Below are 25,649 nucleotides of genomic sequence, written 5' to 3' on the forward strand. Positions count from 1 at the left end.
CGCCTGGCGTCAGCGCAGCGCTGCTGAGAGCGCGTCCACGACCCGCTGCTGTTGGGCGGCGGTGATCTGGGGGAAGAGCGGCAGGGAGAGCATCCGGTCGGCGGCCAGCTCGGCGTGCGGGAAGGCGCCGCGGCCGTGCCCGAGGTGGGCGAAGGCCGGGGTGAGGTGGACCGGGGCCGGGTAGTGCACGCCCGCGCCGATGCCCTCCGCGTTGAGCTTGCCGACGACCGCGTCGCGGTCCGCGCCGCTGACCCGGATGACGTACAGGTGCCATACGTGGACGTTGCCCGGCGCCGTGACCGGCAGGGTGAGCCGTCCCGTGGCCGCCAGGTCCGCGAGCAGCCCGTCGTAGCGGGCGGCGGCGGCCCGGCGGGCCTCGTTCCCCCCGGCGAGCCGGGCCAGTTTGGCCCGCAGCACGACGGCCTGCAGACCGTCGAGCCTGCTGTTGAAACCGGCCACGTCGTGCCGGTACTTGGCCACTCCGCCGTGGTTGGCCAGCGCCCGGACCAGGTCGGCGGCCTCCTCGTCGTCGGTCACCACCGCGCCCGCGTCCCCGTAGGCGCCCAGGTTCTTGCCCGGGTAGAAGCTGGTCGCGGCGATCCCGCCGCTGCCGGGGGTGCGGCCCTCCCGGGAGGCTCCCTGGCTCTGCGCGGCGTCCTCGACGAGCCGGGCGTACGAGGGCAGGCCCGCGGCCAGTGCGGAGGTGTCGGCGCACTGTCCGTACAGGTGGACCGGGACCACCGCGCGGGTGGCCCTGGTCACCGCGTCGAGCGCGGCCTGCGGGTCCAGCAGCAGGGTGTCGGGGAGGCAGTCGGCCAGGACCGGCCGGGCTCCGATCCGGGCGACGGCGCCGGCGGTGGCGATGAACGTGTTCGCGGGCAGCACGACCTCGTCGCCGACGCCCACCCCGCTCGCCCGCAGCGCCAGCTCCAGGGCGTCGGTGCCGTTGGCCACGCCGACGCAGTGTCCGACCTCGGCGAAGGCCGCGTACTCGCGCTCGAAGGCCCGTACCTCCTCGCCGCCGATGAAGGCGGTGTCGGCCAGCACGCGGTCGAATCCCGCACGTAATTCGTCCGCGACCTCGGCGTGCGCGGCCTTCAGGTCGACGAGCGGTATCTGGTTCATGCGGGTGTGCTCTCCATCCGTGTCTCCGGCCTGCGGCCGTACTTCGACTCATCGGCCTCATCGGCCCGCAGCTCGTCGAGCGCCGGGCCTCCTGCCTCGCGCAGCCGGCGGGCGGGGCTCCCGGCCCACACCTCGCCGGCCGGCACCTCGGCCAGGACCGTGCTTCCCATCCCGGTCAGCGACCAGGCGCCGACCTTCGTGTACTCCCTGACCAGTGCGCCGGCGCCCACGTAGGCGCCGCGCCCCAGCCGTACCCCGCCGCCGAGGCGGACCCCGGAGGCCAGGGTCGCGAAGTCCCCGACCTCGTCGTCGTGGGTGAGGACCACCTGCGGCATGACCGCCACGTGGGCTCCCACCCGTACCGCCGCCGTCAGGACGCAGTGCGCGAGCACCACCGTGCCCGGCCCGAGCACCGAGGAGCCGGAGAGCGCCGCCGTGGGGTGGACCACGGTGGCGTACCGGCCCTCGGGCAGGGCCAAGCGCCGCACCAGGCGGGCCCGGACCCCGTAGTCGCGGGGGCTGCCCACGCAGACCACCACGCGGGCGTCCGGGCGTTCGTGCACCAGGGCGCAGGCGCCCAGGACCGGGACGCCGTCGACCTCCCGGCCGTGCAGGGCCGGGTCGTCGTCCAGGTGCCCGGCGAGCCGCCAGCGCGGGGCCCGGCCGGCCGCCAGGTCGGCGGCGGCCGCGTCCCGTACGGCCTGGGCAGCTTCCCGGGCGAAGCCGCCCGCGCCGACGATCAGCAGGTCCTCGGTGGGCGGACCGGTCCGGCCGGCGGATCGGGTCCCGCCGGCCGGGCCGCTCATCCGCCCGCCTGTTCGCGCAGCACCGCCACCACCCGGTCCTGCTGCTCCTGCGTCATGGTGTGGAACAGCGGCAGGATCAGCGAGTCGCGGGTGATGCGCTCGGTCACCGGCAGCGCCGCCGCACCGTGCCCGGCGTACGCCGGCTCCAGGTGGGAGGCCATGATCCCGCGCCGGGCCGAGATCCCGGCCCCGGCCAGCGCCGCGAGGAGCTCGTCGCGGCCGACGGGGAAGTCCTCGTCCAGGAGCACCCAGTACGACTGGAAGTTCCCCTCGCCGTGCGCGGGGTCCCGGACCGGGGTCAGGCCCGGGACACCGGCGAGGAGCTGTGCGTACCGGGCGGCCAGGAACCGCCTGCGGGCCACGATCTCGTCGAGCTTGCCCAGCTGCACCAGGCCGACCGCGGCCTGGATGTCGGTCATGCGGAAGTTGTAGCCGACCTCCAGGTAGCTCTCGGCGATCGGCTTGCTGCTCGCGTGCCGCTGCGCCGCCGACACGTTCATGCCGTGCTCGCGCAGCCGCCGCAGCCGCTCGGCCCATGCGGCGTCGTCCGTGGTCACCATGCCGCCCTCGCCGGTGGTGATCACCTTGCGGGGGTGGAAGGACCAGGCGGCCAACAGGGCGCCCTGGCCGACCGATTTGCCGCCGACCGTGGCGCCGATGCCGCAGGCGGCATCCTCCACCAGGGCGAGGCCCCGGTCGGCGCAGGCGGCGCGCAGGGCGTGCACGTCGGCCGGGACCCCACCCTGGTGGACGGCGATCACCGCCTTGGTGCGCGGGGTGAGGACGGCGTCCACGGTGGCGGGGGTCAGGTTCCCGGTGGCCTCTTCGACGTCCGCGAACACCGGCTGGGCGCCCACGTAGCGCACCGCGTTGGCCGTGGCGATGAAGGACAGCGAGGGGACGACGACCTCGTCCCCCGGACCGAGGTCCAGGGCGATGAGCGAGAGGTGCAGGGCGGTGGTGCAGGAGCTCACCGCGATGCCGTGCTCCGCGCCCACCCGCTCGGCGAAGGCCCGCTCGAACTCCGCGACCCTGGGCCCCTGGGCCACCCACCCGGACAGGACCGCGTCGGAGGCGGCCCTTGCCTCGTCCTCGCCGAGCCACGGGATCATGACGGGGATCCGGGCGGGCGCCGCCGCGGGGCCGGCCGCGGCGTCCGGGGCGCTCATCGGCCGGCCTCCGCGGCTACCGCGTCACCCGCGGACGCCGCGTCCGCGGCGCGCTCGGCCCGCCACCACTCGACCAGGTCCCGCAGCCCGCTGCGCAGGTCGATCCCGGCCGTGAAGCCGAGCCGCTCGGCGGCCTGCGAGGTGTCCGCGAGCCGGCGGGTCACCCCGTTCACGGCGCGGGCCGGTCCGTGTTCCGGCGCCAGGCCCTCGGCTCCCATGGCCTCCAGGAGGCCGTTCGCCAGGTCGAGCAGGCTGGTCTCGGAGCCGCTCGCGATGTTGAACACCTCGTCGGTCAGGTCCGATTCGGCGGCGAGCAGGTTGGCTCTGGCGATGTCCCGGACGTCGACGAAGTCCATGGTCTGGGTTCCGTCGCCGAGGATCAGGGGCGGTTCGCCCGCGGCGATCCGTTCCATCCACCGGATCAGCACCTCGGTGTACAGCCCGTGGATGTCCATCCGGGGGCCGTACACGTTGAAGTAGCGCAGCGCGACGTAGTCCAGCCCGTACATGGCGTGGAAGCTGCGCAGCACGCCCTCGTTGAAGGCCTTGGCAGCCCCGTAGAAGGTGTCGTTGTTGTACGCGTGGTGGCGCTCGGTGGTCGGGAAGGACTCGGCCATCCCGTAGACCGAGGCCGAGGACGAGGCGATGACCTTGCCCACGCCGGCGGCCGCGGCGGCCTCCAGCACGTTGAAGGTCCCGTCGACCATCACCTCGTTGGCCAGCCGCGGCTCCTCGGCGCACTGGGTGATCCGGATCGCCGCCAGGTGGAAGACCAGGTCGGCTCCCTCGGTCGCCTTGCGGACCGCGGATATGTCCCGGATATCGCCCTCGACCAGGTCGACCACGCCGCTCGGCAGGGCGCGGGCCAGGTTGGCGGTGCGTCCCCGTACGAAGTTGTCGAGCACGACGATCTCGCGTGCCCCCTTGTCCACCAGCAGGTCCACCAGGTGCGAGCCGATCGTGCCCGCTCCGCCGGTGACCAGAATCTTCTTGCCTCGTACGCTGCTCAACGCCCTGCCCCTACTGAGTCGGTCATGGTCTTGCCTGCTGTGCCCGGCGCGCCGCACGCGGCGGCGGACCGGGCGGCGTCGTCAACGCTCAACGGCCGGTGCGCAGTCCGACGACGGCGCCCTTGAACTCCAGGCTCCGGGAAGCTGCTTCGAGGATGTCGAGCACCTGCAGTCCGGCCCTTCCGTCGGTGAGCGGCGGCCGTCCCGTCCTGATCGACGCGGCGAACTCCTCGACCATGCTGCGCAGGGCCTCCTTCTCACCGAGCGCGGGAGCCACCATGTCGCCGGTCCGGTAGGAGACGAGCATGTCGCGGCGCTCGTCCGCGCCGATCTCCTGGGGGGCCGTGAGGTCGACCCCGCGGTCGAACACCGCAACCCGCTGCGTGGGGTTGAGGTCGTCCCACACCAGCGTGCGCTTGGAGCCGCCGACCATGGTGGTGCGGACCTTCACCGGGGACAGCCAGTTGACGTGGACGTGCGCGATGGCGCCGGTGTTGAGCTGGAGCGTCAGATAGGCCACGCAGGACTGGCCGGCCCCGATCGGGTCGGCCCCGTGGGCGGCGACGGCGACCGGGTGGACGTTGTCCGGGAGGATGAAGTCGAGCACCGAGAGGTCGTGCGGAGCCAGGTCCCACAGGACGTCGATGTCCTTCTGGACCAGCCCGAGGTTGATCCTGACCGAGTCCACGAACTGGATGTCGCCGAGTTCGCCGGAGCGCACCATGTCCCGGATGCGGGCCACCGCGGGGGTGTAGCAGTAGGTGTGGTCGCACATCAGGGTGAGGCCGCGTTCCTCGGCCTCGTTCACCAGCCGCAGCCCGTCCTCGTAGGTGGCGGCGAGCGGCTTCTCCACGAGGACGTGCTTGCCGGCGCGCAGGGCGGCCAGGGCGACGTCGAGGTGGGTGCCGGCCGGTGTGGCCACGGCGACGGCCTCGACCTCCGGGTCGGCCAGGACCGCCGCGTAGTCGTCGGTCGCCTGGACCGTCGAGTAGCCGCCGAGCACCTGCCGGGCCCGGTCGACGTTCAGATCACACAGCCAGCGGAGCCTGAACTCCGGACTGGACTGGAAGTTGCGGACGAGATTGGGGCCCCAGTAGCCCGCTCCGACGACGGCGACCCCTAACGGCTCGGTCCGTCCCGCGCCCGCACGTGCGCCCGTGGCGTCCCGCCCGGTGTCCTTCGCGGTGTCCTTCACAGCATTCCCTTTCCTTCCGCGCACGCCCTCAGGCGTGTCGACGACCCATGGCCGGGACGCGTGCGAAGGAAGGGGGTGCCGTCGCGGGCAAGCCGGGCGCCTGTGCGACCCGTGCGTGACCCGTCCGACGGTGATGGCCCCCACGACCGATGCCGTACGTGTTCCACGTACTTCCGCCCCCCGGCCGTCCGGCACCCCTAGCGCCGGCCGGCCCCGGACAGGCGGCCTGTTCCCCCAAGCCGCCGAACCCGTAACCTGCCCCAACTACCCTGCGCCGACCGGATTGCAGCGTGGATGACGGCGTTGCCGAAACACGCCGAATCCCATCGGCTGCGTTCAATCTAGACCACTGGGCGTACCCCCGGGGAGAGTTGGAGGAAACGGTCGGTACGGGCGTTCGACCGTGCATACTTCCGGGGTGACCAGCATCGTGATCCCGGCGCACAACGAGGGCCGGGTCATCGGCCGGCTCCTCGACGCGCTCCTGACGGAATCCCCGGCTCCGGGGCCCGACATCGTCGTGGTGTGCAACGGCTGCACCGACGACACCGCCGCCGTGGCCGCCGCGCGGGGCCCCCGCGTCCGGGTGGTCGAGATACCGACTCCGTCCAAACATCAGGCACTTCGGGTGGGCGACGAGCACGCGCGCGGCTTCCCGCGGCTCTACGTGGACGCGGACGTGGTGGTCGGCGCGGCCGACGTACGAGCCCTCGCCGACGCCCTCGCCGACAGCCCGGCCCTGCTCGCCGCGGCCCCCGGCCGGGACATTCCGCTTACCGGCTGCGCCTGGCCCGTCCGGGCCTACTACCGGGTCTGGCAACTCCTGCCGGCCGTCCGCGAGGGCCTGTTCGGGCGCGGGGTGATCGCGGTGACCGAACCGGGGCACGCCCGGCTCGCCGCCCTGCCGCCGCTGATGGCCGACGACCTGGCCGCATCCCTGGCCTTCGCGCCGGGAGAGCGGCGGGTGGTGGACTCGGCGAGGGTCGTGGTCCTCCCGCCGCGCACGTGGGGCGATCTCATCAAACGCCGTATCCGGGCGGCGACTTCCTCCGCCGAGCTGGAGGGCTTCCAGGCCGCGCAGGCCGCCGGGCCGGCCGCTCCCCCGCCGTCCGCGCGTACCGGCACGGGAGACCTCCGGGCGCTGCTCCGGGCCCAGCCGCGGCTGCTCCCGGGGGTGCTGGTCTTCGTCGTGGCGGCCCTGGCGGCCCGCCGGGGCTCCCGCAAGGCCATCCGGAGCGGGGACTTCTCCACCTGGCTGCGCGACGAGAGCAGCCGACAGGGCTGAGCGGCCGACGAGGCTGTGCGGCCGGCAGGGCCGAGCGGCCGAGCGGCCGGGCCGTGCGGCCGAATCCGGCCGTATCCCGCCCAGTTGGCCCGTACACCCATTAAGGTGCCATTCGCACGTACGACTGGCTCACCGTTCAGACGCCCGACCGGGAGTTCGAAAGCATGTACCTCGCGGACCGCTCCGCGCCCGAGGACGCGAAGACCACCGCCGACGGATCGCCCGTCCGCGGACCCGCGGTCGCCTCGGCCGTCCTCGCACTGGGCTCCGTCAGCCTGATCACCGACGTCTCCTCCGAGATGGTCACCGCCGTCCTGCCGCTCTACCTCGTCGCCGGACTCGGCCTGAGCCCGCTCGGCTTCGGGGCCCTCGACGGGCTCTACAACGGGGTCAGCGCGCTGGTGCAGCTGACCGGCGGCCACCTCGCCGACCGGATTCGCAACCACAAGCTGATCGCCGGTATCGGGTACGGACTGTCCGCGGCCTGCAAACCACTGCTGCTGCTCGCCCACAGCCTCGGACCGGTGGCACTGATCCTGGCCCTGGAACGCACCGGCAAGGGCCTGCGCACGGCTCCCCGCGACGCACTGATCTCCCTGTCCACACCGCCGGAGTTGCAGGGTCGGGCCTTCGGCGTGCACCGCGCCATGGACACCACCGGGGCCCTGCTGGGGCCGCTCGCCGCCTTCTTCATCCTGAGCATGACGGTCGACGGGTACGACGCCGTCTTCGGGGTCAGCGCCTGTGTGGCCGCCCTGGGCGTCGTGGTGCTCCTGCTGTTCGTCCCGTCGGGCGCGGAGCCGGGTCCCGCCCGCGCGGCACCCGCCGCTCCCCCGCTCCCGGCTCCGCGCAAGCCCGGCGCCCCCGGAGCCGCCGCCGGTGCCGCCCCGAAGCCGGACGCGGTGAACCTGCGCGACGCGCTGGGCCTGCTGCGGCTGCCCCGGCTGCGCGCCCTGGCGGCCTGCGCCGCCCTCCTCGGACTCACCACCGTCAGCGACGCCTTCCTGTACCTGCTGCTCCAGGACCGCACCGGCATCGGCGAGCGGTGGTTCCCGCTGCTCCCCCTGGGCACCGCGGCCGTGTTCCTGCTGCTGGCCGTCCCGGCGGGCGCCCTGGCGGACCGCATCGGGCGGCGCACCGTGTTCCTCGGCGGGCACGCCCTCCTGCTGGCCGGGTACGGGCTGCTCCTGTGGGCCCCCCACCTGCCCGCGCTCCCCTACCTGGTCCTGGCCCTGCACGGCATGTTCTACGCCGCCACCGACGGGGTGCTGCCCGCGGCCGTCGCCGCGACCGTCCCCGCGAAGCTGCGGGCCACCGGAATCGCGCTCGTGGGCACCGGCCAGGCACTGTCCCGCTTCGGCTGCTCGCTGGCCTTCGGCGCGGCCTGGACGGCGCTGGGCTCGGGCCCGGCGCTCGCCGCCGCCGCGGCCGGCCTGTGCTGCTGCGCGGCCGTCGCCGGTTTCGTACTCCGCCCCACGGCCCCGGACGGCGCCACCGCCCCGGCCCCGCAGACCCGAGGAACCCGATGACCCGCTCACGCCGGCTGCTCGTACTCGCCCTGGCCGTGCTGCTCCTCGGAGGCGCGGCCGGCGTGCTGGTGGTGCGCGCCGCCACCCGTTCCGAGCAGACCCGCGCGGGCGACCCCACGGCCGCCCCGGGCAAGGTCACGCTCGACCGGCCCGGCGGCCTGGCCTTCCTCAACGGCGCACAGGGCCCGCACCGCGGAGCGCTCGTCTCCGTACCGGACCGCTCACCGCAGGACGCGCGGACCGCCTCGGGACTCACCTGCCTGCGGTTCCACGCCGCGGCCGGCACCGGCGTCTGCCTGAGTTCCTCCCCGGGGACCCTCTCCCAGCAGAACCGGGCCCTGATCGTCGACTCCCAACTGCGCACGCTGCGCGAGTTCCCGCTCGCGGGCACGCCCTCGCGGGCCCGGGTCTCCCCGAGCGGCCACTTCGCCGCCTGGACCGTCTTCGTCGCCGGGGAGTCCTACGGGGCGGCGTTCTTCTCCACCCGGACCTCCATCGTGGACACCCGTACGGGGACGCTCGAACCGGACCTGGAGAAGTTCTCCATCGAGCTGGAGGGCCGTCCCTACAGCGCGAACGACACCAATTTCTGGGGCGTCACCTTCTCCAAGGACGACGACACCTTCTACGCCACCCTCGGCACCGGCAACCAGACGTACCTCGTGAAGGGTTCGATCGCGCGGCGCACAGTCACCAGCCTCGCCTCGAACGTCGAGTGCCCGTCCCTGTCCCCCGACGAGACCCGCATCGCGTACAAGAAGCGGGTCCAGCGCGGTGCGTCCCTGTGGCGCGAACACGTACTGGATCTGCGGTCGTTGCGGGAGCAGCCGCTGGCGGAGAAGCGCAGCGTGGACGATCAGGCGCTCTGGCTCGACGACCGGACCCTCGCCTACGCCCTGCCCGCCGACGGCTCCGTGGACACCACGGACCTCTGGACGGTCCCGGCGGACGGCACCGGAACCCCCCGCGTCCTGGCGCCGGCCGCCTCCTCACCCACCCGGCTGGGCTGACCGGCCGGGCCGACCGGCCGGGGCGACGGCTCCGCACCCGGGCCGCGCGCTCCATCCCGCCGGTCCCGCAGGCGTACCCGGGGGCCCGCAGAATCGTTGGGGCGGGCATGGGCACTCCACACGCCGTCTCCCCGTCCCCGGCCCGGCACCGGGCACCCGAGCGCGCCCCCGCCGCGATGGCACGGGGCATTCCCCGGCAGCAGTCGGGCAGCCCCGCCCCCTCGGGCGGCGCGGTCGTCTTCGATCAGCTCGCCCGCGAATGGGAGGCGCGCGGGGCCACCGTCCCGGGCCGCCCCGATCCGCTGTGGGACCGGCTCATCACCTACGCGCACTTCCAGCGCGAGACGGACGCCACGCTCCGCAGCCTGCGCCTGGACGGAGCCGAACCCCCGCCGTCCTCCGCGGCGGCGGCCCCGCGCTGGACCCGGGCGTGAAATGGGCGTGAACCGGGCCCGACCGGCGCGCGGTCCCGGAGCACGCTCCGGAGCGTGCTTCCGGACGGCACGCGAAAGCCCGGGGCCCCGGTCGGCTGTGGCCGACCGGAACCCCGGGCTCCGAACGCGTCGTACCCGCGGCTGCGCTACACGCCCGAGGGGGTGCCGAGCATGGCCGACGCCTTCTGGACGGCGGTCAGGCCCTCGGCGGCGGGCGCCGGCACCGTTTCGAGCGGACGGCAGGTGAAGCCCAGTGCCGTCAGGGCCCTGATGACCTCGGCGGCGGTGAAGTCGCGGCGGTCCTGGCGGGTAATGACGGCACCCACCTGCTTCACGGGGTAGGCACGACGGCCTATGACCACGGAGTCACCGGTGATCGGTTCGGGCTTGACGCCCTTCATCGACTCGAGGACGCCGGCCTTGGTCAGGTCGAACGGAAAGCGGGCGATGACGAAGCGCATGCTGCCTCACAGATAGAAGAGAACCGTCCGTGCCCGGTCCGGCAGGATCCGGGCGGGGTCGCCTGGGCGGCCTAGGCCGCCGTGGTGGCCGGGGACTGGCGCTGCGGCCCCCGGGCAGTGGCGGAGGTCCTGCTGCGCCGGTCCTGTGCGGGCCGGCTGCGACGGCCGCGCGAGGCGCCGCCGGATGCGCCCCTGGGCCGCTCGGTGACGGGGGCGGTGATGACGACCGGGACGCCGGACGGCGCCTGGGCGCCGGTGATCCGGCTCAGTTCGGCCTCGCCGGAGCGCACCTGCGCGGTCTGGGGCGTGATGCCCGCGGCCTGCATCAGACGGACCATGTCCCGGCGCTGGTTGGGCAGCACCAGGGTGACGACGCTGCCGGACTCGCCGGCGCGGGCGGTGCGGCCGCCGCGGTGGAGGTAGTCCTTGGGGTCGGTCGGCGGGTCCACGTTGACCACGAGGTCGAGGTTGTCGACGTGGATGCCGCGGGCCGCGACGTTCGTGGCGACGAGGACGCTCACGTGCCCGCTCTTGAACTGGGTGAGGGTACGGGTGCGCTGCGGCTGCGACTTCCCGCCGTGCAGCGCCGCGGCGCGCACCCCGTTGCTCAGCAGGTGCTCGGTGAGGCGGTCCACGCCGTGCTTGGTGTCCAGGAACATGATCACGCGGCCCTCACGGGCCGCGATCTCGGTCGTGGCGGCCTGCTTGTCGAAGTTCTGCACGTGCAGGACGTGGTGTTCCATCGTGGTCACCGCACCCTGCGAGGGGTCGACGGAGTGCACGACGGGGTCGGTCAGGTAGCGGCGCACCAGCAGGTCGACGTTGCGGTCCAGGGTGGCGGAGAACAGCATCCGCTGGCCCTCGGGACGCACCTGGTCCAGCAGCGCGGTGACCTGCGGCATGAAGCCCATGTCGGCCATCTGGTCGGCCTCGTCGAGGACGGTGATGGCGACCTGGTTCAGCCGGCAGTCACCCCGCTGGATGAGGTCCTTGAGGCGGCCGGGCGTGGCGACGACCACTTCGGCTCCGGCGCGCAGCGCACCGGCCTGCCGGTGGATCGGCATGCCGCCGACGACGGTGGCGATCCGCAGCTTCACCGCGCGGGCGTAGGGGGTGAGGGCGGCGGTCACCTGCTGGGCGAGCTCACGGGTGGGGACGAGGACCAGGGCGAGCGGCTGACCCGGCTCGGCCTGCTGCCCGGCGGTACGCGCCAGCAGCGCCAGGCCGAAGGCCAGGGTCTTGCCGGAGCCGGTGCGGCCGCGTCCCAGGACGTCCCGGCCCGCGAGACCGTTGGGCAGCGTGGCGGCCTGGATCGGGAACGGGGTGGTCATGCCCTCACGGGTGAGCGTGGCGAGCAGCGGGGACGGCATCGCCAGGTCGGCGAAGGCCTCGACGGCCGGCAGCGCGGGGACCACGGTGACCGGCAGGGCGAACTCGCCCTGCGGTGCGGCGGGACGGCGCCCGTAGCCGCCGCCACCCGAGCGCTTGGGACCGCCGGAGCGGCTGGGCGCGGAGGAGCCGAACCGGCTGCCGGAACGGCTCGCCGAGCCGGAGGAGCCGCCGTACGAGCCACCGTAGGAGCCGTAGGAGCTGCTGGATCCACCCGAACGGGAGGACGAAGACCGGTCATTCATGCGGGTCGTGCGGTTCATGCAGAACCTTCCTCGATACGGCGCACATCGAGGAGTTCTCGGCGGCGTACATCTGGCCGCGCGAGGATTCACAAGAATGAGCCGGAGCATAAAAAGATATGACGGAGTCGAATCGAACTTCGATCGATTCAACCGGCCATGAAAGGATTATCACCCTATGTGCCGGCGAAATATGCGCCGCATGCGGGTGGGGAGCCGAGGAGTGCATCCATCGGCCGAACGGTGGGGCGCTGGGACGGGTTTCCCCGCCGCGCCGCGCACGCGGGCCGAGACGGCCCGCAGATCCCAAAACGCAACGAGCTGGGGCCCGCACCCCAAGGTGCGGGCCCCAGCTACGCGGTTACGCGTGAACGTCAGGCGGTGACGATGTTCTCGGCGGTCGGGCCCTTCTGGCCCTGCGCGATGTCAAAGCTGACCTTCTGGCCTTCCTGAAGCTCACGGAAGCCCTGCGAGGCGATGTTCGAGTAGTGGGCGAACACGTCAGGACCGCCGCCCTCCTGCTCGATGAAGCCGAAGCCCTTTTCCGCGTTGAACCACTTCACGGTGCCATTAGCCATTTTTTTACTCCTTCGGGGCACAGCCCAGAGTTCCGCACTGTGCGGAACTCAAGTCGCCGATGATTGCCCAGCCCGGAAAACGCCGGAAAGACAAGAACACTCGTCTCTGCTCCTCCGAAGAGGAGTGGGTAGAGGTGCTCGAAATTTTGGGAACCACAACTGCAACTCAAACCACAGTAGCACGCCGAGGTCGGGGCGGCGTGAAAACAAAATCCACCCCTTCCATCCGAACGGAAATCCTCGTTCCGGCCATACGGAAATCCTCACTCGGCCGTGTTCGTTTTTCCGTCCCGTCGGGCCCGGATTTTCCGGGGTGGTCGGAGGCGGGCCCCGGATCCCGTACAGTGATGTCCACAACGACGCGGGGTGGAGCAGCTCGGTAGCTCGCTGGGCTCATAACCCAGAGGTCGCAGGTTCAAATCCTGTCCCCGCTACGAAAGGTCCGGCCCCCTTGACGCCCAGGCGTCAAGGGGGCCGGAGCCGTTTCCGGGGTTGGGCCCGGGCGTGTCAGGCCGATGCGCCGCCGTCGATCACCAGGTCGGTCCCGACCACGGAGCCCGCGTCCGGCGAGGCCAGGTAGAGCACGGCCGCCGCGATCTCGGCGGTGGACGACACCCGGCCCAGCGGCGATTCGTCCTTCATCCTGGCCGCGCGCTCGGCGTCTCCCTCCCCCGGCTGCAGGGACATCGTGGTGGCGGTCGCGCCGGGGCTCACCGCGTTGATGCGGACCCCCTCGGCGATGTGGTCCAGGGCGGCGGCCCTCGTCAGGGCGGACACGGCCGCCTTGGTGGCGAGGTAGCCGGCGGCTCCCGGAATGCGGGCGTGCGCGCCGAGGTTCGAGGAGATGTTGACGATCGCCCCGCCGGCGGGCTGGTCGCGCATGACGGCCACCTCGGCCTGGAGGCTGAGCAGGACCCCCGTCACGTTGATGTCCAGCATGCTGCGCCAGTCCTCTTCCCGGAGGTCCGCGACGGGGCCGCCGCCCCGGAAGACGCCCGCGTTGTTCACGGCGACGTCGAGACCGCCGAACTCCTCGACGCCGCGGCGCACCATGGCCCGTACGTCCTCGGAGCGGGTCACGTCCGCGGTCACCGCGACGGCCTTGCCGCCCTCCTTCTCGATCAGCTCGACGGTCTCGTCGAGCGGCGCCGCCGTGCGGCCGGCCACGACCACCGCGGCCCCTTCGGCGGCGAAGGCGAGGGCGATGGCCCGCCCGATGCCGGAACCGGCTCCGGTGACGAGGACGCTCTTGCCGGTGAAACGTGCAGACATGATGGCGATTTCCCTACTTGGTCGTCTATCGGCTGGGTGATGTGAGTGCTGTCGGCTACTTGATGCGGGTGTTGAGGAAGGCGGCTGCGGCGAAGGCGACCGCCGTGGCCGCGAGCGAGACCGTGTCGGAGCCCAGGGAGAGGACCGCGGCGAAGACGACCGTCGGGCCGAGCTCCATGGCGGTGTTCATGACCCCGCCGGCGAGTCCCGCCTGGTGGGGGGCCACCCCGTCGGTGGCGAGGACCGCGGCCCCGGCGAAGGCGGCCGCCGCTCCGATGGGCAGCAGGAGCAGGCCGGGGAGGAGGCCGTAGGCGTACGGGATCTCCGCGGCCAGGCCGGTGAGCGCGAGGAGTGCGAGTCCGGCCGCGGCGAGGACGAGACCGGCGGTGGTGACGCGGGGCGCCCCGAACCGGCCGACGAGGGGACCGGAGATCCGGCCCGCCACCAGCAGGGCCACCGCGAAGGGCAGGAACGCCGCCGAGGTCCGCAGCGCCGACCAGCCCAGCTCCTGCTGGAGGTGCAGCGAGAGGAGTACTAAGGTCACGGCCGTGCCTGCGGCGGTGAGGCCGATGGCAGCCAGGGCGAGGGCCCGGCGCCGGTCGCGGAGGAATCCGAGCGGGAGCAGGGGGTCGCGGACCCGGCGTTCGACGAGCGGGAAGGCCAGCAGGAGCGCGGCCGCGGCTGCCAGGGTGACGAGGACGCCCGTCGATCCCCAGGACCGGACGTCGGTGAGGACGAACCCGTAGCTGGCGAGGCTGATCCCGGCGGTGGCCAGCAGGGCGCCCGGCAGGTCCAGGGAGCGGCCCTCCCCCGCCGGAGTGGCGGGCAGCAGCCGGGGGGCGAGGAGCAGGGCCGCGACGGCCACGACGACCGGGACGGCGAAGGAGAAGCGCCAGCTGCTCAGGGCGGAGATGACTCCGGAGAGCAGGTTGCCCGCGGTCGCACCGAGCACGGACAGCCCGCCCCAGGTGGCCATCGCCCTTCCGAACGCGGCGGGTTCCGGGAAGACCGCCCGCAGGACGGCCATGGCGGCCGGCGCGGTGAGTGCGGCGCCCACCCCCTGGGCGAAGCGGGCGGTGAGCAGGACCCCGGCCCCCTGGGCGAACGGTGCGGCGAGGGAGGCCACGGCGAAGAGGAGCAGTCCGGCGGTGAGCACCCGGCGGCCGCCGAACCGGTCGGTGAGGCGGCCGCCGAAGAGCAGCAGGCCCGCGAAGCTCAGCCCGTAGGCGGCACTGAGGAGCAGCAAGTCATCGCGGCCCAGGGTGAATGCGCGGCCGATGGCGGGCAGCGGCACGATGAGCGAGGTGAGCGCGAAGATCAGTGTCATCTGCACGGTGCCGAGCAGTGCGAAGGCCGGGCCGGCGGCCGGGCGGCCGGGCTCGGCTCCGGACGCGGTGAGCGTCTGCGTGCTGTGTTCGGTCTGCGTGACGGTCATTACTCCCCCTCAGGATGATGCGATGCGCATGCGATGTGCATCTGTGTGTACTGGACCGTACATTCCAGAATGAAGCTCTAAAAAGAACCTCCCCGGAGGGAGGTCCCATCGGTCAGTCGAGCAGGCTCAGGGCCTGTTCGGCCGCGTTCCGCACCCGGGCCGGGTCCTGCGAGGCCTTGCCCACGACGCGCATGCCCTGCATCAGCACCAGCAGCATGGCGGCGAGCGTGCGCGGATCGCGGTCCGCGGGCAGTTCGCCCTGGGCCTGGGCCCGGGTCAGCGCCGAGTGCAGCAGGGTCTCGATGTGGGTCCAGCTCGCTTCGACCTTGCGGGCCGCCGCCGGGTCGTGCGCGCCGAGCTCCGCGGCCGCGTTGGTCACGAAGCAGCCGATCCGCCGCATATCGCCACCGCTCGACTCGGCGGCGAAGCGGCGTACCACCGTGCGCACGGCCGGCAGCGCGGGCCCCGGCTGGGACAGCTCGCGCAGCAGGCTGGGGTCGCGGTGCTCGTTGTAGCGGTCCAGCGCCTTCAGGTAGAGCTCGCGCTTGTTCCCGAAGGTGGCGTACATGCTGGCTCGCCCGATGCCGAGCGCCTCGACGAGGTCCGCCATCGACGTCGCCTCGTAGCCGCGCCGCCAGAACAGCTCCAGAGCCGACTGCAGCGCGGCGTCGGGATCGAATTCCTTGGTCCTGGCCACATCCACAACCTTACGGATACTGGAACGGTCAGTCAAGTAATCCGCGGGCTTCGCTTCAGATGGTCCGGGTCTCCCCCGCCGGGTGGGCGCTCAGGTCGACCACCTCGACGCAGCGCCGCAGCTTGGCCTGGGCCCGGGGCGAGTCGGTGACGGGCACCACGACCTCGCACACGGCGAGGCCGCTGCCGTCGGCGGCCCGGAAGGACAGCGTCCTGACGGACAGGTTGTTCAGCATCGCCGAGATGCGGGTGAGCGCATGGCCGCCGTCCCGGACGGTGAGGATCAGCGTGTGGCAGGCGGTCTCGCCGGTGCGCACGGCGTCGTCGACGGCGGGGAGAACATCGCTGCGGGTCATGAGAGGTGGGCTCCTGTCCTGGGGCGGAGGTGCGTGGTCCCGGAAAACAAGAAGACCCCTCGCGGATGCGAGAGGTCTGCGTGCGGGCGGTGGGCTGCTGGGGTGGTCTCAGTTCAGCTCCGGGCCGGCACGCCGGCGCTAATCTTCTGCTGGCGCATGCGGAAGAGTCTGGCACGCCGTCGCCGACATGTGACACCACATCTCACGATGCGGATGGCCCGCGCCACGGGGCCCGTCGGCTCACCCGGACATGCGCAGCCAGACCGTGGTGTCCCGGGGCAGTACGGGCCCGCCGTCCGCGCCGGTGCCGAGCGGGCCGCTGCCGAGCAGGACCCGGGCGCCCGCGGGAAGCGGGACCGGGGCGGCGAAGGCGGTCAGGCAGCGGAAGCCGGCGGGGCGGTCGAAGCACAGGGTGTCGGGCCCCGCGTCCACCCACTCCAGCGTCTCGGGCAGCCGGGCCAGCTCGGCGCCGCGCAGGGCGAGGGCCTCGCGGTAGAGGGTGAGGACCGAGTACGGGTCCTCCTGCTGCGCCGCGGCGCTGAGGGCTGCCCACCCCTCGGGCTGGGGCAGCCAGGGTGTGGCCCCTTCGGCCGGGGCGCAGAAGCCGAGGGAGGGTCCGGCGGGCTCCCACGGCAGGGGGACGCGGCAGCCGTCGCGGCCCCGGTCCGTGCCGCCCGAACGGACGAAGGTCGGGTCCTGGAGGACCTCGTCGGGCAGGTCCTGGACCTCGGGCAGGCCGAGTTCGTCGCCCTGGTAGATGTAGACGCCGCCCGGCAGGGCCAGCGAGACCAGGGCCGCGGCGCGGCCCCGGCGGCGGCCGAGCCCGGCGTCGCTGGGGTCCAGGAGCCGCTTGTCCCCCATGTCGAAGGAGGTGTCGGCGCGGCCGTAGCGGGTGACGTGGCGGATGGTGTCGTGGTTGGAGAGCACCCAGGTGGGCGGGGCGCCGACCGGTTCGTGCGAGGCGAGGGTGGCGTCGACGACCTTCCGCAGCGCTCCGGAGTCCCAGGGGCAGCAGAGGTAGTCGAAGTTGAAGGCGGAGTGCAGTTCGTCGTGGCGCAGGTAGCGGGCGAACTGCTCGGCTTCCGGGAGCCAGACCTCGCCGATGAACACGCGGTCGCCCGGATAGGTGTCGAGGATCCTGCGCCAGTCGCGGTAGACGGCATGGACGGCGTCGACGTCCTGGTAGGGCAGGTCCGTGGGGTCGGGGTTCTCGCCGACGTCGGGGAGACCGGGCTTCTTGGCGAGCCCGTGCGCCACGTCGATGCGGAAGCCGTCGACCCCGCGGTCGAGCCAGAACCGCAGCACGTCCTCGAACTCGGCCGCCACGTCGGGGTGTTCCCAGTTCAGGTCGGGCTGTTCGGGGGCGAACATGTGCAGGTACCAGGGGCCTTGGGTGCCGTCGGCCTCGGTGATCCGGGTCCAGGCGGGGCCTCCGAAGTAGGAGTGCCAGTCGTTGGGCGGCAGTTCGCCCTGCGCGCCGCGCCCGGGCAGGAACCAGAAGCGCTCCCGCTCGGGGGATCCGGGTCCGGCGGCGAGGGCCCGGACGAACCAGGGGTGCCGGTCGGAGCAGTGGTTGGGGACGAGGTCCACGATGACCCGCAGCCCGTGGCCGTGGGCCTCGGCGATGAGCTCCTCGGCCTCGGCGAGGGTGCCGAAGAGGGGGTCGATGTCCCGGTAGTCGGCCACGTCGTAGCCGGCGTCGGCCATGGGCGAGACGTACCAGGGGTTGAACCAGAGTGCGTCCACGCCCAGGTCCCGCAGGTAGGGCAGTCGCGCGCGGACTCCGGCGATGTCGCCGGTGCCGTCGCCGTTCCCGTCGGCGAAGCTGCGGATGTAGATCTGGTAGATCGCGGCGTGCCGCCACCAGGGGGAGGCTGCGGGGTGCGGGACGGGCTGGGTCACGGGGTCTCCTGGTGCGGTGGGTGCGGGGGGGCGTGCCTGGTGGGGCTCGCCGGGGTGCGGGGCCCGGTCGGGCGGGGTGCAGGGGTGACCGGGCCCCGGGTTCCGGGGAGGAAGGGCCTGCGGGGAGGGGGGCTACCAGCCCGAGTTGCCGGCTCCGCGGTTGACGGTGAACCCGCCGGCGAGGCTCAGTCCGCCCGAGGCCGCGTCGGTGACCGTGACCCCGCTGAAGGTGCCCGCGCCGGCCGCGTTGATCTCGATGCCGTAGCCGCCGGCCTTGGCGATCCTGGTGTTCTTCACGGTCAGGTTCCCGACGTTCTTCTGCCAGGAGACGAGCAGTCCGCTGTAGGTGCTGTCCAGGATGTCGTTGTCCTGGAGGAGCACCGGGGTGGTGATCTCGGAGGTGTCCGCGTACACCCACAGGGCGCCGAGCTTGCTCGCCCAGTTGGGCTCGTAGCCGCCGGCCCGGTCGATGGTGTTGCGCTGGACGGTCGCCGGTCCGCTGAACGGGATGCCGAAGCGGGTGCTGACCGCGATTCCGGCGGCGCCGGTGACGGTGTCGGAGACCAGGTTGTCCTCGATCCGGTTTCCGCTGCCGCCGTAGATCGCGGCCCCGTTCGCGAGCAGCGGGAGCTGGACGGTGTTGAAGCGGAGCACGCAGTCGGTGACCGCCTGGGCCTCCGACCACATCGCGAGGGCGTCGTCGCCGGTGTTGCGGATGCTGCTCTGGGAGACCTCGCTGCCCGCGGTGCCCTTGTGCAGGTTGACCCCGTCCGCGTACGTGTCGCGGATGCGCAGGCCGGTGGCGAGCAGGCCGCGGGTCGGCGCGTCGATCCACAGGCCGACCTTGCTGTGCTGGATCCAGAGGTTCTGCAGGGTGGAGCCGGAGCCGAAGTCCCCCTCGACGGCGGCGTCGCTGTTGGCGTCGTCGCGGTGGTCGGACTCGCCGGTGATCGCCAGGTCCTGCACGGTGCTGGTGCCGCCGCGCCCGAACAGGCCGCCCTTGCCGTTCCGGCCGCGCAGGGTGGTGTGCCATTCACCCGCGCCGCGCAGGACGGCTCCGGCGAGGTTGACGGATCCCGAGACCTCGTACGTGCCGGCCGGGAGCCACAGGCCCTTGCCCTGGGCGGTGGCGGTGGTCAGGGCGCTGTTGAGGGCGGCGGTGTCGTCGCTGCCGTCGTTCGCGGTGACGCCGAGGGTGGTGGCGGACACGAACCCGGTGGCGGGCATGGCGGCTGCCGTCGGGGCGGTCTCGGTCTCGACGAGGTCGATGGCGTAGGAGGCGGCGGTGTCCCCGGCGTCCTTCTGGAACTTCAGCACGGTGCCGGCGGGGAACTCTCCGGTGAGGGTGCGGGTCTCGTCGAAGAAGCGGTGGGCGTCGCCCTGGGAGGGGTCGTTGCCGTAGGGGTAGGCCCCGTAGACCCAGCTGTACTTGGAGGTGAGGGCGAGGTCCTTGGAGTGGGCGCCGTTGGCGTAGAGGCTGAGCGTGGCGTTGTTCCCCGTACCGGCCGCGTTGTCCGGGATCGAGTAGCGCACGGTCACGGCGTTGGCGGCCTTGGCCAGGGTGAACTGGACGTACTCCCCCGTCTGGTCGAGTACGACGGCCCGCCGGCCCGATGCCTCGGAGGCCAGGGTCTTGTAGGTGCGGTCCGGGCCCGTGACGGAGGCGTTGGTCGCGCCGGCCTCGGCCTCGTAGACGGTGTAGGGGAGGCTCGCGCCGCGGGCGGCGTTCGGTGCGGAGCCGGTGACCTCGATGCCGTCGAGCTGGAGGTCGCCGTTGTCCCCGGTCTCCGTGCGCAGGGTGAGGGTGTTGAGCTGGGCCCGCAGGGGTGCGTCGGTGGTGACTGCGGCCCAGGCTCCCGAGGTGGCGGGGAGGGTGAGCCGGCGGACGGGGACGCCGTTGGCCGTCAGGGTGATGGTCGCGGCGTTCGCACCGGGGGTGCGGTAGCGCACGGACAGCTGCCGGGTGGCGGCGGTGGGCGCGGAGACGGAGAACACCGCGCGGGCGCCGGTGGCGGTGAAGCCGGTGAGGTAACCGGTTCCGCTGTACCCGGCCACGGCGGAGGCGGGCGCCGGGCCGCCCGAGGCGAAGGCGGTCTCGGCCTGGTGGCTGAGGGAGGCGGGCGGCGGGTCGGTGGGGGTGGTCGTCGGGCTGGTGGGGGTGATGCCGTCGAGGTTCACGTTGCCGGAGTCCGCGGTGGTGAAGGTCAGGGTGACCGTGTTCGCGCCGTTCACCAGCGGCAGCGGCTCCTCGCGGACGGCCCAGGTGTCCCAGTTCGCGGTGGCCGGGAGGGACACCTGACGGACCTTGACCCCGTTCGCGTAGAGGCTCAGGGTCTGCGCCGAGCCCGTGCCGTTCGCGTACCGGATCGCGACCGAACCCGTACCGGCCGCGGCCGACTGCACCGCGAAGGAGACCGAAGCGGACCCCTTGTTGGCGTCCGTCAGCCCGCCGACGTAGCCGGTGCCGGTGTAACCGGAATGCTCCGACTCGGCGCGGGCACCGCCCGACAGCACGGCCGACTCCGCCTCCAGACCGGTCGAGGGTGTGGTGGGGCCGGCGTCGGCCGGGGTGAGCTGGTCGAGGTTCACGTTGCCGGAGTCGGCGGTGGTGAAGGTCAGCGCGATGGTGTTCGCACCGGCGGCCAGCGGGACGGGCTCCTGGCGGGTGGCCCAGGTGTCCCAGTTCGCGGTGGCCGGGAGGGACACCTGGCGGACCTTGACCCCGTTCGCGTAGAGGCTCAGGGTCTGCGCCGAGCCCGTGCCGTTCGCGTACCGGATCGCGACCGAACCCGTACCGGCCGCGGCCGACTGCACCGCGAAGGAGACCGAAGCGGAGCCCTTGTTGGCGTCCGTCAGCCCGCCGACGTAGCCGGTGCCCGTGTAACCGGAATGCTCCGACTCGGCGCGGGCACCGCCCGACAGCACGGCCGACTCCGCCTCCAGGGTGACGGAGGCGGCGTACGAGCCGGTGGCGAGGGTGCCGGTGAGGCCGGTGGTGGCCAGGGCGGTGAGGAGGAGCGGGGAGATGAGGCGTGCGGCTCTGGTGCGGGTTCCTCGGGAAGAAGACACGGCGTCGTGTCCTTTCTGAAGGCGCGCCCTGCCCGCGGGAGGGGTGCGGGAGGGCACGGTGGGGGCCGCCGCGGCGGTCCGTCGCTGCGGCGGTGTCGGGGGGGGGAGGAAAAAGCGGTGGAGGGGCTGGGCGTGGTCAGCCCTTGAGGCTTCCCGCCGTGAGGCCGGAGATGATGTGCCGCTGGAAGAGGAGGAAGAGGACCAGCAGCGGGACGCTCGCCATGACCATTCCGGCAAGGAGCTGGTTGGCCGGCATGAACTCCGCGAGGCGGTTCAGGGCGACGGTGACCGGCTGCTTGGTCTCGTCCGGCAGGACCAGCATCGGCCAGAGGAAGTCCTTCCAGACGCCGACGACGGCGAAGATGGACACCACGGCCAGCACCGGACGGGACAGCGGGAGGATCACCGAGACGAGGATCCGTACCGTGCCCGCGCCGTCGATCCGGGCGGCGTCGAGCAGTTCCGTGGGGATCTGGTCGAAGAACCGCTTGAGGATGAAGACGTTGAAGGCGTTCGCCGCGGCCGGCAGCCAGATGGCGAACGGCGTGTTGATCAGGTTCACGTGGACGAGGGGAACGTCCACGACGGTGAGGTACGCGGGGACGAGCAGTGCGGAGACCGGCAGCATCAGGGTGGCCAGCATCATCGCGAGGACGGCGTTGCCCAGCACCGGGCGGAGCTTGGACAGGGCGTACGCGGCGGAGACGTCGATGACCAGCTGGAAGAGCAGGGCTCCGAAGGCGAGCAGGACCGTGTTGAGGAAGTAGCCGGCGAGCCCCGTGTTCGTCCAGGCCTCGGTGTAGCTCTCGGGGTGCCAGCTGCTCGGGAGCACGGTCGGATGGGGCTGCGCCAGCTCCGCGGAGGTCTTGAGGGCGCCGGTGGTCATCCAGTAGAGGGGGAAGACGAAGGCCAGGGTGAAGCCGGTCAGGGTCGCGCCCAGGACGAAGCGGTGCAGGAACCGGCCGACGGGCCGGGTCAGTTCGGCGGGCGCGATGAGCGTGCGGGAGCGGGGTTCGGGGGCGGCCATGGCGGTCCTCCTTTCAGTCCTTGGTCCGGGTCAGCCGCAGGTAGAGGCCGGCGAAGAGACCCAGGACGACGAAGAGCAGGGTGCTCATGGCACTGGCCAGGCCGAAGTCGTTGTAGACGAAGGCGTAGCGGTAGAGCAGCAGCAGGATGGTGACGGTTGCGTCGTCGGGGCCGCCGCCGGTGAGGACGAAGGGTTCGACGAACACCTGCATCGTGCCGATGACCTGGAGCAGCAGGGTGATCAGGAGGATGAATCTGACCTGCGGGATCGTGACGTGCCACAGGCGTTGGCGGATGGAGGCGCCGTCGAGCTCGGCCGCCTCGTAGAGCTCGCCGGGGATGCCGCCGAGCGCCGCCAGGTAGATGAGGGTGGTGGTGCCCATGTTGGCCCAGGTGGAGACGAGGACCAGGGAGATCATCGCGAGGTGCTCCGACTCCAGCCACTGCTGGGCGGGCAGGTGCAGGATGCCGAGTACGTTGTTGAAGAGGCCGGGGCCCGGATCGTAGAACCATCGCCAGAGCAGCATGGTGACGATGGGCGGGAGCATCACCGGGAGGTAGACGGTGAGCCTCAGGTACGACTGTCCGCGCCGGAGTTCGCCCAGCACGACGGCCGTGACGAACGGGGCGGCGAAGCCGAAGACGAGCGCCAGGAGCGTGAAGTAGCCGGTGTTGCGCCAGGCGGTGGCGAAGAGCGGATCGGCGAGGAGGCGGCGGAAGTTGTCCAGGCCGACCCACTCGGCGGGCTGCGCGAAGGTCACCTGCTGGAAGCCCAGCAGGACGCCGCGCACGATCGGGTACCAGGCGAAGAGGGCGAAGCAGATCAGCGCGGCGGAGAGGAAGAGGTAGGCGACCAGGTTCTCCCGCAGCCGGCGGGCCCGGCCGGCTGCGGGGACCCGGCCGGTGGCGGGGTTCTCGCCGGTGGCTCCGGTCCGCCGGAGGTCCCGGAGGCGGCGCGCGCGCCGCGGGGGCCGGGTGCGCGGGACCGGGGCCGCGGGGGTGGGGAGTACGGACATGTCACTTCACCGTGGCGAGGATGGTGTCGGTGCGGGCGGCGGCGTCCTTGAGCAGCTTGGCCATGTCCGCGTCCTCCTTGGTCAGGACGGACTGCATGACGCCGTCCAGGACGGTGTAGATCTGCTGCGCGTTCGGCGGCTCGACCTTGACCTCGACCTGGGGGCTGCGGTCGACGAACGGCTTGTAGTTCTCCTGCGGAACGTTGGCGTGTGCGGTGTGCACGGCCTGGATCTTCTGCTGGGCCGCGCCCGCGAAGAGGTTGGGCTGGGGCAGGCCGATCGGGACGCCGAGGCCGGAGAACTTGGTGACGTTCTCCTCCTCCCGGTCGGGGTTGAGGTACTTCCACTGGACCCACTGGAGGCCGGCCTTGATCTTCTCGGGCGTGGCCTTGGGGTTGAACATGAACCCGTCGCCGCCGCCGAGGGTGGCCGTGCCGGGGAGGGCCGCGAGGCCGAACTCCTCGTACTTGCGCTCGAACTGCTTGACGATGGTGGGGATGTTGTCGGGTCCGGCCATGTACATGCCGAGCTTGCCGGAGCCCATCATCTTCTGGACGTCGCCGATCTCCAGGAGCTGGCGGGTGCCCATGCTCCGGTCCGTCCAGCGCATGTCGTGCAGGGTCTGGAGCGCCTTGCGGCCGGCGTCGCTGTCGAACGCGGCCTTCCACGTGCCGTTCTGTTCGGTGGCCACCTCGCCGCCCATGGAGTACAGCCATGACGTCAGGTGCCAGCCGCCCTGGTTGTTCTTGCTGTAGTCGGCGTAGCCCACGGTGTCCTCGCCGAGCTCGCTGATCTTCTTCGCGGCGGCCCGGACCTCTTCCCAGGTGGTCGGGGGCTTGTCGGGGTCGAGTCCGGCCTTGCGGAAGAGCTCGCGGTTGTAGACGAGGCCCATGGAGTAGTTGCCGGTGGGCAGGCCGTACGTCTTGCCCGCCTTGTCCTTGAACACCTTCTGGAGCTCGGGGCGTATGTCGGAGAGGTACGGGACATCGGCCAGGTACGGGGTGATGTCGGCGCCCTGCTTGCGCCGGATGAGCCCGGCCGGGTCCGTGAAGTAGACGTAGTAGACGTCTTCGAGCTGGCCCCCGGCGAGTTTGGCCGCGAAGGTCTTCGGGTCCATCTGGCCCTCGCGGGCATCGATCTTGATCTTCGGGTGCGCCGCCTCGAACTGCTTGACCAGCTCCTCGAAGTCCTTGCGGTCGGCGGCCTGCGTCGTGGCCGGCATGCCGTTGACCGTGATCGTCACCACCCCGCCGGCCTTGTCGCCGGCCGGGGCCGGTGAGCCGCCGCAGGCGGTGAGTCCGAGGCTCGCCACGAGGGCGGTGGAGGTGAACAGGGCGCGACGTCTGGTGATGCCATCCATGCGAACAGGCCTTCCGAGCGGGTCGGGCTTCGATGGCGCGACAGTAGAAGCCGTGAACGCAAGAAGTCAATAATGTTACGCAAGACATTACGCACCCAAATTCAGCTAGGTGACGGAAAGTGACGGTCGGCCGTCACCACGGCTTCGGCATCGGACAAGAAAAGGAGGGCCCGGCGACAACCCCGGACCCTCCTCACCGCGGGCCTCCCCACGCTCCCCCGCTCTCCCCCCTCCCCCGTCAGCCCTTCGACGGCCGGCGCGTCGTGGACGAACGGACGATGAGTTCGGTGTCGAAGAGGATCTCCGACGACAGGCCCACGCCGGTACGGATCTGCTCGGCGAGGAACTGCACCGCCGCCGAGGCCATGGCGGCGACGGGCTGGCGGGCCGTCGTCAGCGGAGGGTCGGTGGCCACCATGAACAGCGAGTCGTCGAAGCCCACGACGGACAGCTCGGCCGGCACCCGCAGCCCTCGCCGGCGCGCCCCGCGAATGGCCCCGAGGGCGAGGGCATCGCTGGCGCAGACCACCGCCGTCACCTCGCGCGCAAGGAGCTGGGAGATCGCCGTGGCGCCGCCCTCCATCGAGAAGAGCGCATGGGCGACCAGCGGCCGCCAGTCCTGGGCCGGGACCCCGCGGCGGGCGTTGAAAGCCGCGTAGCCAGCGAGTTTGCGGACCGACGGGACGTGCCCGGAGGGGCCCACGATCATCCCGATCCGCTCGTGGCCGAGCGCCGAAAGGTGCTCCAGGGCCTGCTCGGCCGCCCCCGCGTCGTCCACCGAGACCTGCGCGACGCCCGGGTTCTCGTCGGCCGGATTCACCAGGACCACGGGGATCGCACGGCGGCGCAGCTCGCGGCCCTGGGCCTCGCCTATGTCGGTGTAGCTGGCGCCGACGAAGACGATCCCGCCCACGTTCTGCCCGAGCAGCATGTCCACGTAGTGCGACTCCGAGACCCCGTCGGCCGTGCGCGTGCACAGTACGGGGACCAGGCCCTGACCGTTGAGGAGTCCCGCGAGCGCTTCCGCCGCGGCGGAGAAGACGGGGTTCTGGAGGTCCGGGACCACCAGCCCGATCAGCTGCGCCCGCTCCTTGCGGAACTCCACCGGGCGCTCGAAACCGCAGACGTCCACGGCGGTCAGTACCGCCTCGCGGGTGGCGGGCGCGACGTCCCTGTTGCCGTTCAGGACGCGACTCACCGTAGTCGTACTGACGCCGGCCATCTCGGCCACCTGGGCTAGCCTCTGGGTGCTCACACGGTCAAGCTACCAGTCGGCCGCGCAAA

At 72.2% G+C, this 25,649-nt stretch carries 22 protein-coding genes and 1 tRNA gene; 5 read left to right on the plus strand and 18 right to left on the minus strand.

Annotation, left to right across the window (positions count from 1 at the left end; genetic code table 11):
- Positions 1 to 9: 9 nt before the first annotated feature.
- The 5 genes from ACIA8F_RS14810 to ACIA8F_RS14830 all read right to left on the minus strand — a co-directional run bounded on the left by ACIA8F_RS14810 (position 10) and on the right by ACIA8F_RS14830 (position 5,305).
- Entirely contained in the window at positions 10 to 1,125 is a 1,116-nt protein-coding gene (locus tag ACIA8F_RS14810) for a DegT/DnrJ/EryC1/StrS family aminotransferase (protein ID WP_399378819.1), read from the minus strand.
- Positions 1,122 to 1,931: a NeuD/PglB/VioB family sugar acetyltransferase gene (locus tag ACIA8F_RS14815; RefSeq protein ID WP_399378821.1), complete on the minus strand. Its 810-nt coding sequence runs from the start codon at positions 1,929 to 1,931 to the stop codon at positions 1,122 to 1,124. Before ACIA8F_RS14815 ends, ACIA8F_RS14810 begins: the two co-directional genes overlap by 4 nt.
- Positions 1,928 to 3,100: a DegT/DnrJ/EryC1/StrS family aminotransferase gene (locus ACIA8F_RS14820; protein ID WP_399378823.1), complete on the minus strand. Its 1,173-nt coding sequence runs from the start codon at positions 3,098 to 3,100 to the stop codon at positions 1,928 to 1,930. Before ACIA8F_RS14820 ends, ACIA8F_RS14815 begins: the two co-directional genes overlap by 4 nt.
- Positions 3,097 to 4,110, minus strand: a complete 1,014-nt coding sequence (locus tag ACIA8F_RS14825; RefSeq protein WP_399378825.1) for an NAD-dependent epimerase/dehydratase family protein — start codon at positions 4,108 to 4,110, stop codon at positions 3,097 to 3,099. Before ACIA8F_RS14825 ends, ACIA8F_RS14820 begins: the two co-directional genes overlap by 4 nt.
- Before the next feature lie 88 nt (positions 4,111 to 4,198).
- A complete protein-coding gene (locus tag ACIA8F_RS14830) occupies positions 4,199 to 5,305 on the minus strand; it encodes a Gfo/Idh/MocA family protein (protein WP_399378827.1) in 1,107 nt (368 codons plus the stop codon).
- A gap of 418 nt (positions 5,306 to 5,723) precedes the next feature.
- Between ACIA8F_RS14830 and ACIA8F_RS14835 the strand changes: the two genes are divergently transcribed.
- From ACIA8F_RS14835 to ACIA8F_RS14850, 4 genes are all read left to right on the plus strand, one after another.
- Complete coding sequence (locus tag ACIA8F_RS14835) at positions 5,724 to 6,590, plus strand: glycosyltransferase (protein WP_399378828.1); 867 nt, start codon at positions 5,724 to 5,726, stop codon at positions 6,588 to 6,590.
- Positions 6,591 to 6,754: 164 nt separating this feature from the next.
- Positions 6,755 to 8,119 (plus strand): MFS transporter, encoded by a 1,365-nt coding sequence (locus tag ACIA8F_RS14840; RefSeq protein WP_399378829.1) that lies wholly within the window; start codon positions 6,755 to 6,757, stop codon positions 8,117 to 8,119.
- Entirely contained in the window at positions 8,116 to 9,129 is a 1,014-nt protein-coding gene (locus ACIA8F_RS14845; RefSeq protein ID WP_399378831.1) for a TolB-like translocation protein, read from the plus strand. Before ACIA8F_RS14840 ends, ACIA8F_RS14845 begins: the two co-directional genes overlap by 4 nt.
- A gap of 107 nt (positions 9,130 to 9,236) precedes the next feature.
- Positions 9,237 to 9,563, plus strand: a complete 327-nt coding sequence (locus ACIA8F_RS14850) for a hypothetical protein (RefSeq protein WP_399378833.1) — start codon at positions 9,237 to 9,239, stop codon at positions 9,561 to 9,563.
- Between the two features lie 146 nt (positions 9,564 to 9,709).
- Here ACIA8F_RS14850 and ACIA8F_RS14855 read toward each other — a convergent pair whose 3' ends face one another.
- From ACIA8F_RS14855 to ACIA8F_RS14865, 3 genes are all read right to left on the minus strand, one after another.
- Positions 9,710 to 10,024, minus strand: a complete 315-nt coding sequence (locus ACIA8F_RS14855) for an SCO5918 family protein (RefSeq protein WP_399378835.1) — start codon at positions 10,022 to 10,024, stop codon at positions 9,710 to 9,712.
- A gap of 71 nt (positions 10,025 to 10,095) precedes the next feature.
- Positions 10,096 to 11,676 carry a DEAD/DEAH box helicase gene (locus ACIA8F_RS14860; protein ID WP_399378836.1) on the minus strand — a complete coding sequence of 527 codons (1,581 nt, stop codon included), beginning with the start codon at positions 11,674 to 11,676 and terminating at the stop codon, positions 10,096 to 10,098.
- 353 nt (positions 11,677 to 12,029) lie between these two features.
- Complete coding sequence (locus ACIA8F_RS14865; RefSeq protein ID WP_053678014.1) at positions 12,030 to 12,233, minus strand: cold-shock protein; 204 nt, start codon at positions 12,231 to 12,233, stop codon at positions 12,030 to 12,032.
- A gap of 360 nt (positions 12,234 to 12,593) precedes the next feature.
- On the opposite strand from ACIA8F_RS14865, the gene ACIA8F_RS14870 reads away from it, so the two are divergent.
- Positions 12,594 to 12,667: transfer RNA gene (locus ACIA8F_RS14870), tRNA-Met, on the plus strand.
- Positions 12,668 to 12,740: 73 nt separating this feature from the next.
- Here ACIA8F_RS14870 and ACIA8F_RS14875 read toward each other — a convergent pair.
- The 10 genes from ACIA8F_RS14875 to ACIA8F_RS14920 form a co-directional block, all read right to left on the minus strand.
- A complete protein-coding gene (locus ACIA8F_RS14875; RefSeq protein WP_399378838.1) occupies positions 12,741 to 13,505 on the minus strand; it encodes an SDR family NAD(P)-dependent oxidoreductase in 765 nt (254 codons plus the stop codon).
- Positions 13,506 to 13,560: 55 nt separating this feature from the next.
- Positions 13,561 to 14,940, minus strand: a complete 1,380-nt coding sequence (locus ACIA8F_RS14880) for an MFS transporter (RefSeq protein ID WP_399378840.1) — start codon at positions 14,938 to 14,940, stop codon at positions 13,561 to 13,563.
- 112 nt (positions 14,941 to 15,052) lie between these two features.
- Complete coding sequence (locus ACIA8F_RS14885; protein ID WP_399378841.1) at positions 15,053 to 15,637, minus strand: TetR/AcrR family transcriptional regulator; 585 nt, start codon at positions 15,635 to 15,637, stop codon at positions 15,053 to 15,055.
- A 55-nt stretch (positions 15,638 to 15,692) separates the two neighbouring features.
- Complete coding sequence (locus ACIA8F_RS14890; RefSeq protein WP_399378842.1) at positions 15,693 to 15,992, minus strand: hypothetical protein; 300 nt, start codon at positions 15,990 to 15,992, stop codon at positions 15,693 to 15,695.
- A 240-nt stretch (positions 15,993 to 16,232) separates the two neighbouring features.
- Entirely contained in the window at positions 16,233 to 17,894 is a 1,662-nt protein-coding gene (locus ACIA8F_RS14895) for a glycoside hydrolase family 13 protein (protein WP_399378843.1), read from the minus strand.
- Between the two features lie 132 nt (positions 17,895 to 18,026).
- Complete coding sequence (locus ACIA8F_RS14900) at positions 18,027 to 20,963, minus strand: CBM35 domain-containing protein (protein WP_399378845.1); 2,937 nt, start codon at positions 20,961 to 20,963, stop codon at positions 18,027 to 18,029.
- A 136-nt stretch (positions 20,964 to 21,099) separates the two neighbouring features.
- Positions 21,100 to 21,990 (minus strand): carbohydrate ABC transporter permease, encoded by an 891-nt coding sequence (locus tag ACIA8F_RS14905; protein ID WP_399378847.1) that lies wholly within the window; start codon positions 21,988 to 21,990, stop codon positions 21,100 to 21,102.
- Between the two features lie 13 nt (positions 21,991 to 22,003).
- Positions 22,004 to 23,005, minus strand: a complete 1,002-nt coding sequence (locus tag ACIA8F_RS14910) for a carbohydrate ABC transporter permease (RefSeq protein ID WP_399378849.1) — start codon at positions 23,003 to 23,005, stop codon at positions 22,004 to 22,006.
- A gap of 1 nt (position 23,006) precedes the next feature.
- Positions 23,007 to 24,365 (minus strand): ABC transporter substrate-binding protein, encoded by a 1,359-nt coding sequence (locus tag ACIA8F_RS14915; protein ID WP_399378851.1) that lies wholly within the window; start codon positions 24,363 to 24,365, stop codon positions 23,007 to 23,009.
- A 238-nt stretch (positions 24,366 to 24,603) separates the two neighbouring features.
- Complete coding sequence (locus ACIA8F_RS14920; RefSeq protein ID WP_399378852.1) at positions 24,604 to 25,620, minus strand: LacI family DNA-binding transcriptional regulator; 1,017 nt, start codon at positions 25,618 to 25,620, stop codon at positions 24,604 to 24,606.
- Positions 25,621 to 25,649: the final 29 nt, after the last annotated feature.

Source organism: Streptomyces sp. NPDC051563 (genome assembly GCF_044454225.1).
GTDB lineage: Bacteria > Actinomycetota > Actinomycetes > Streptomycetales > Streptomycetaceae > Streptomyces.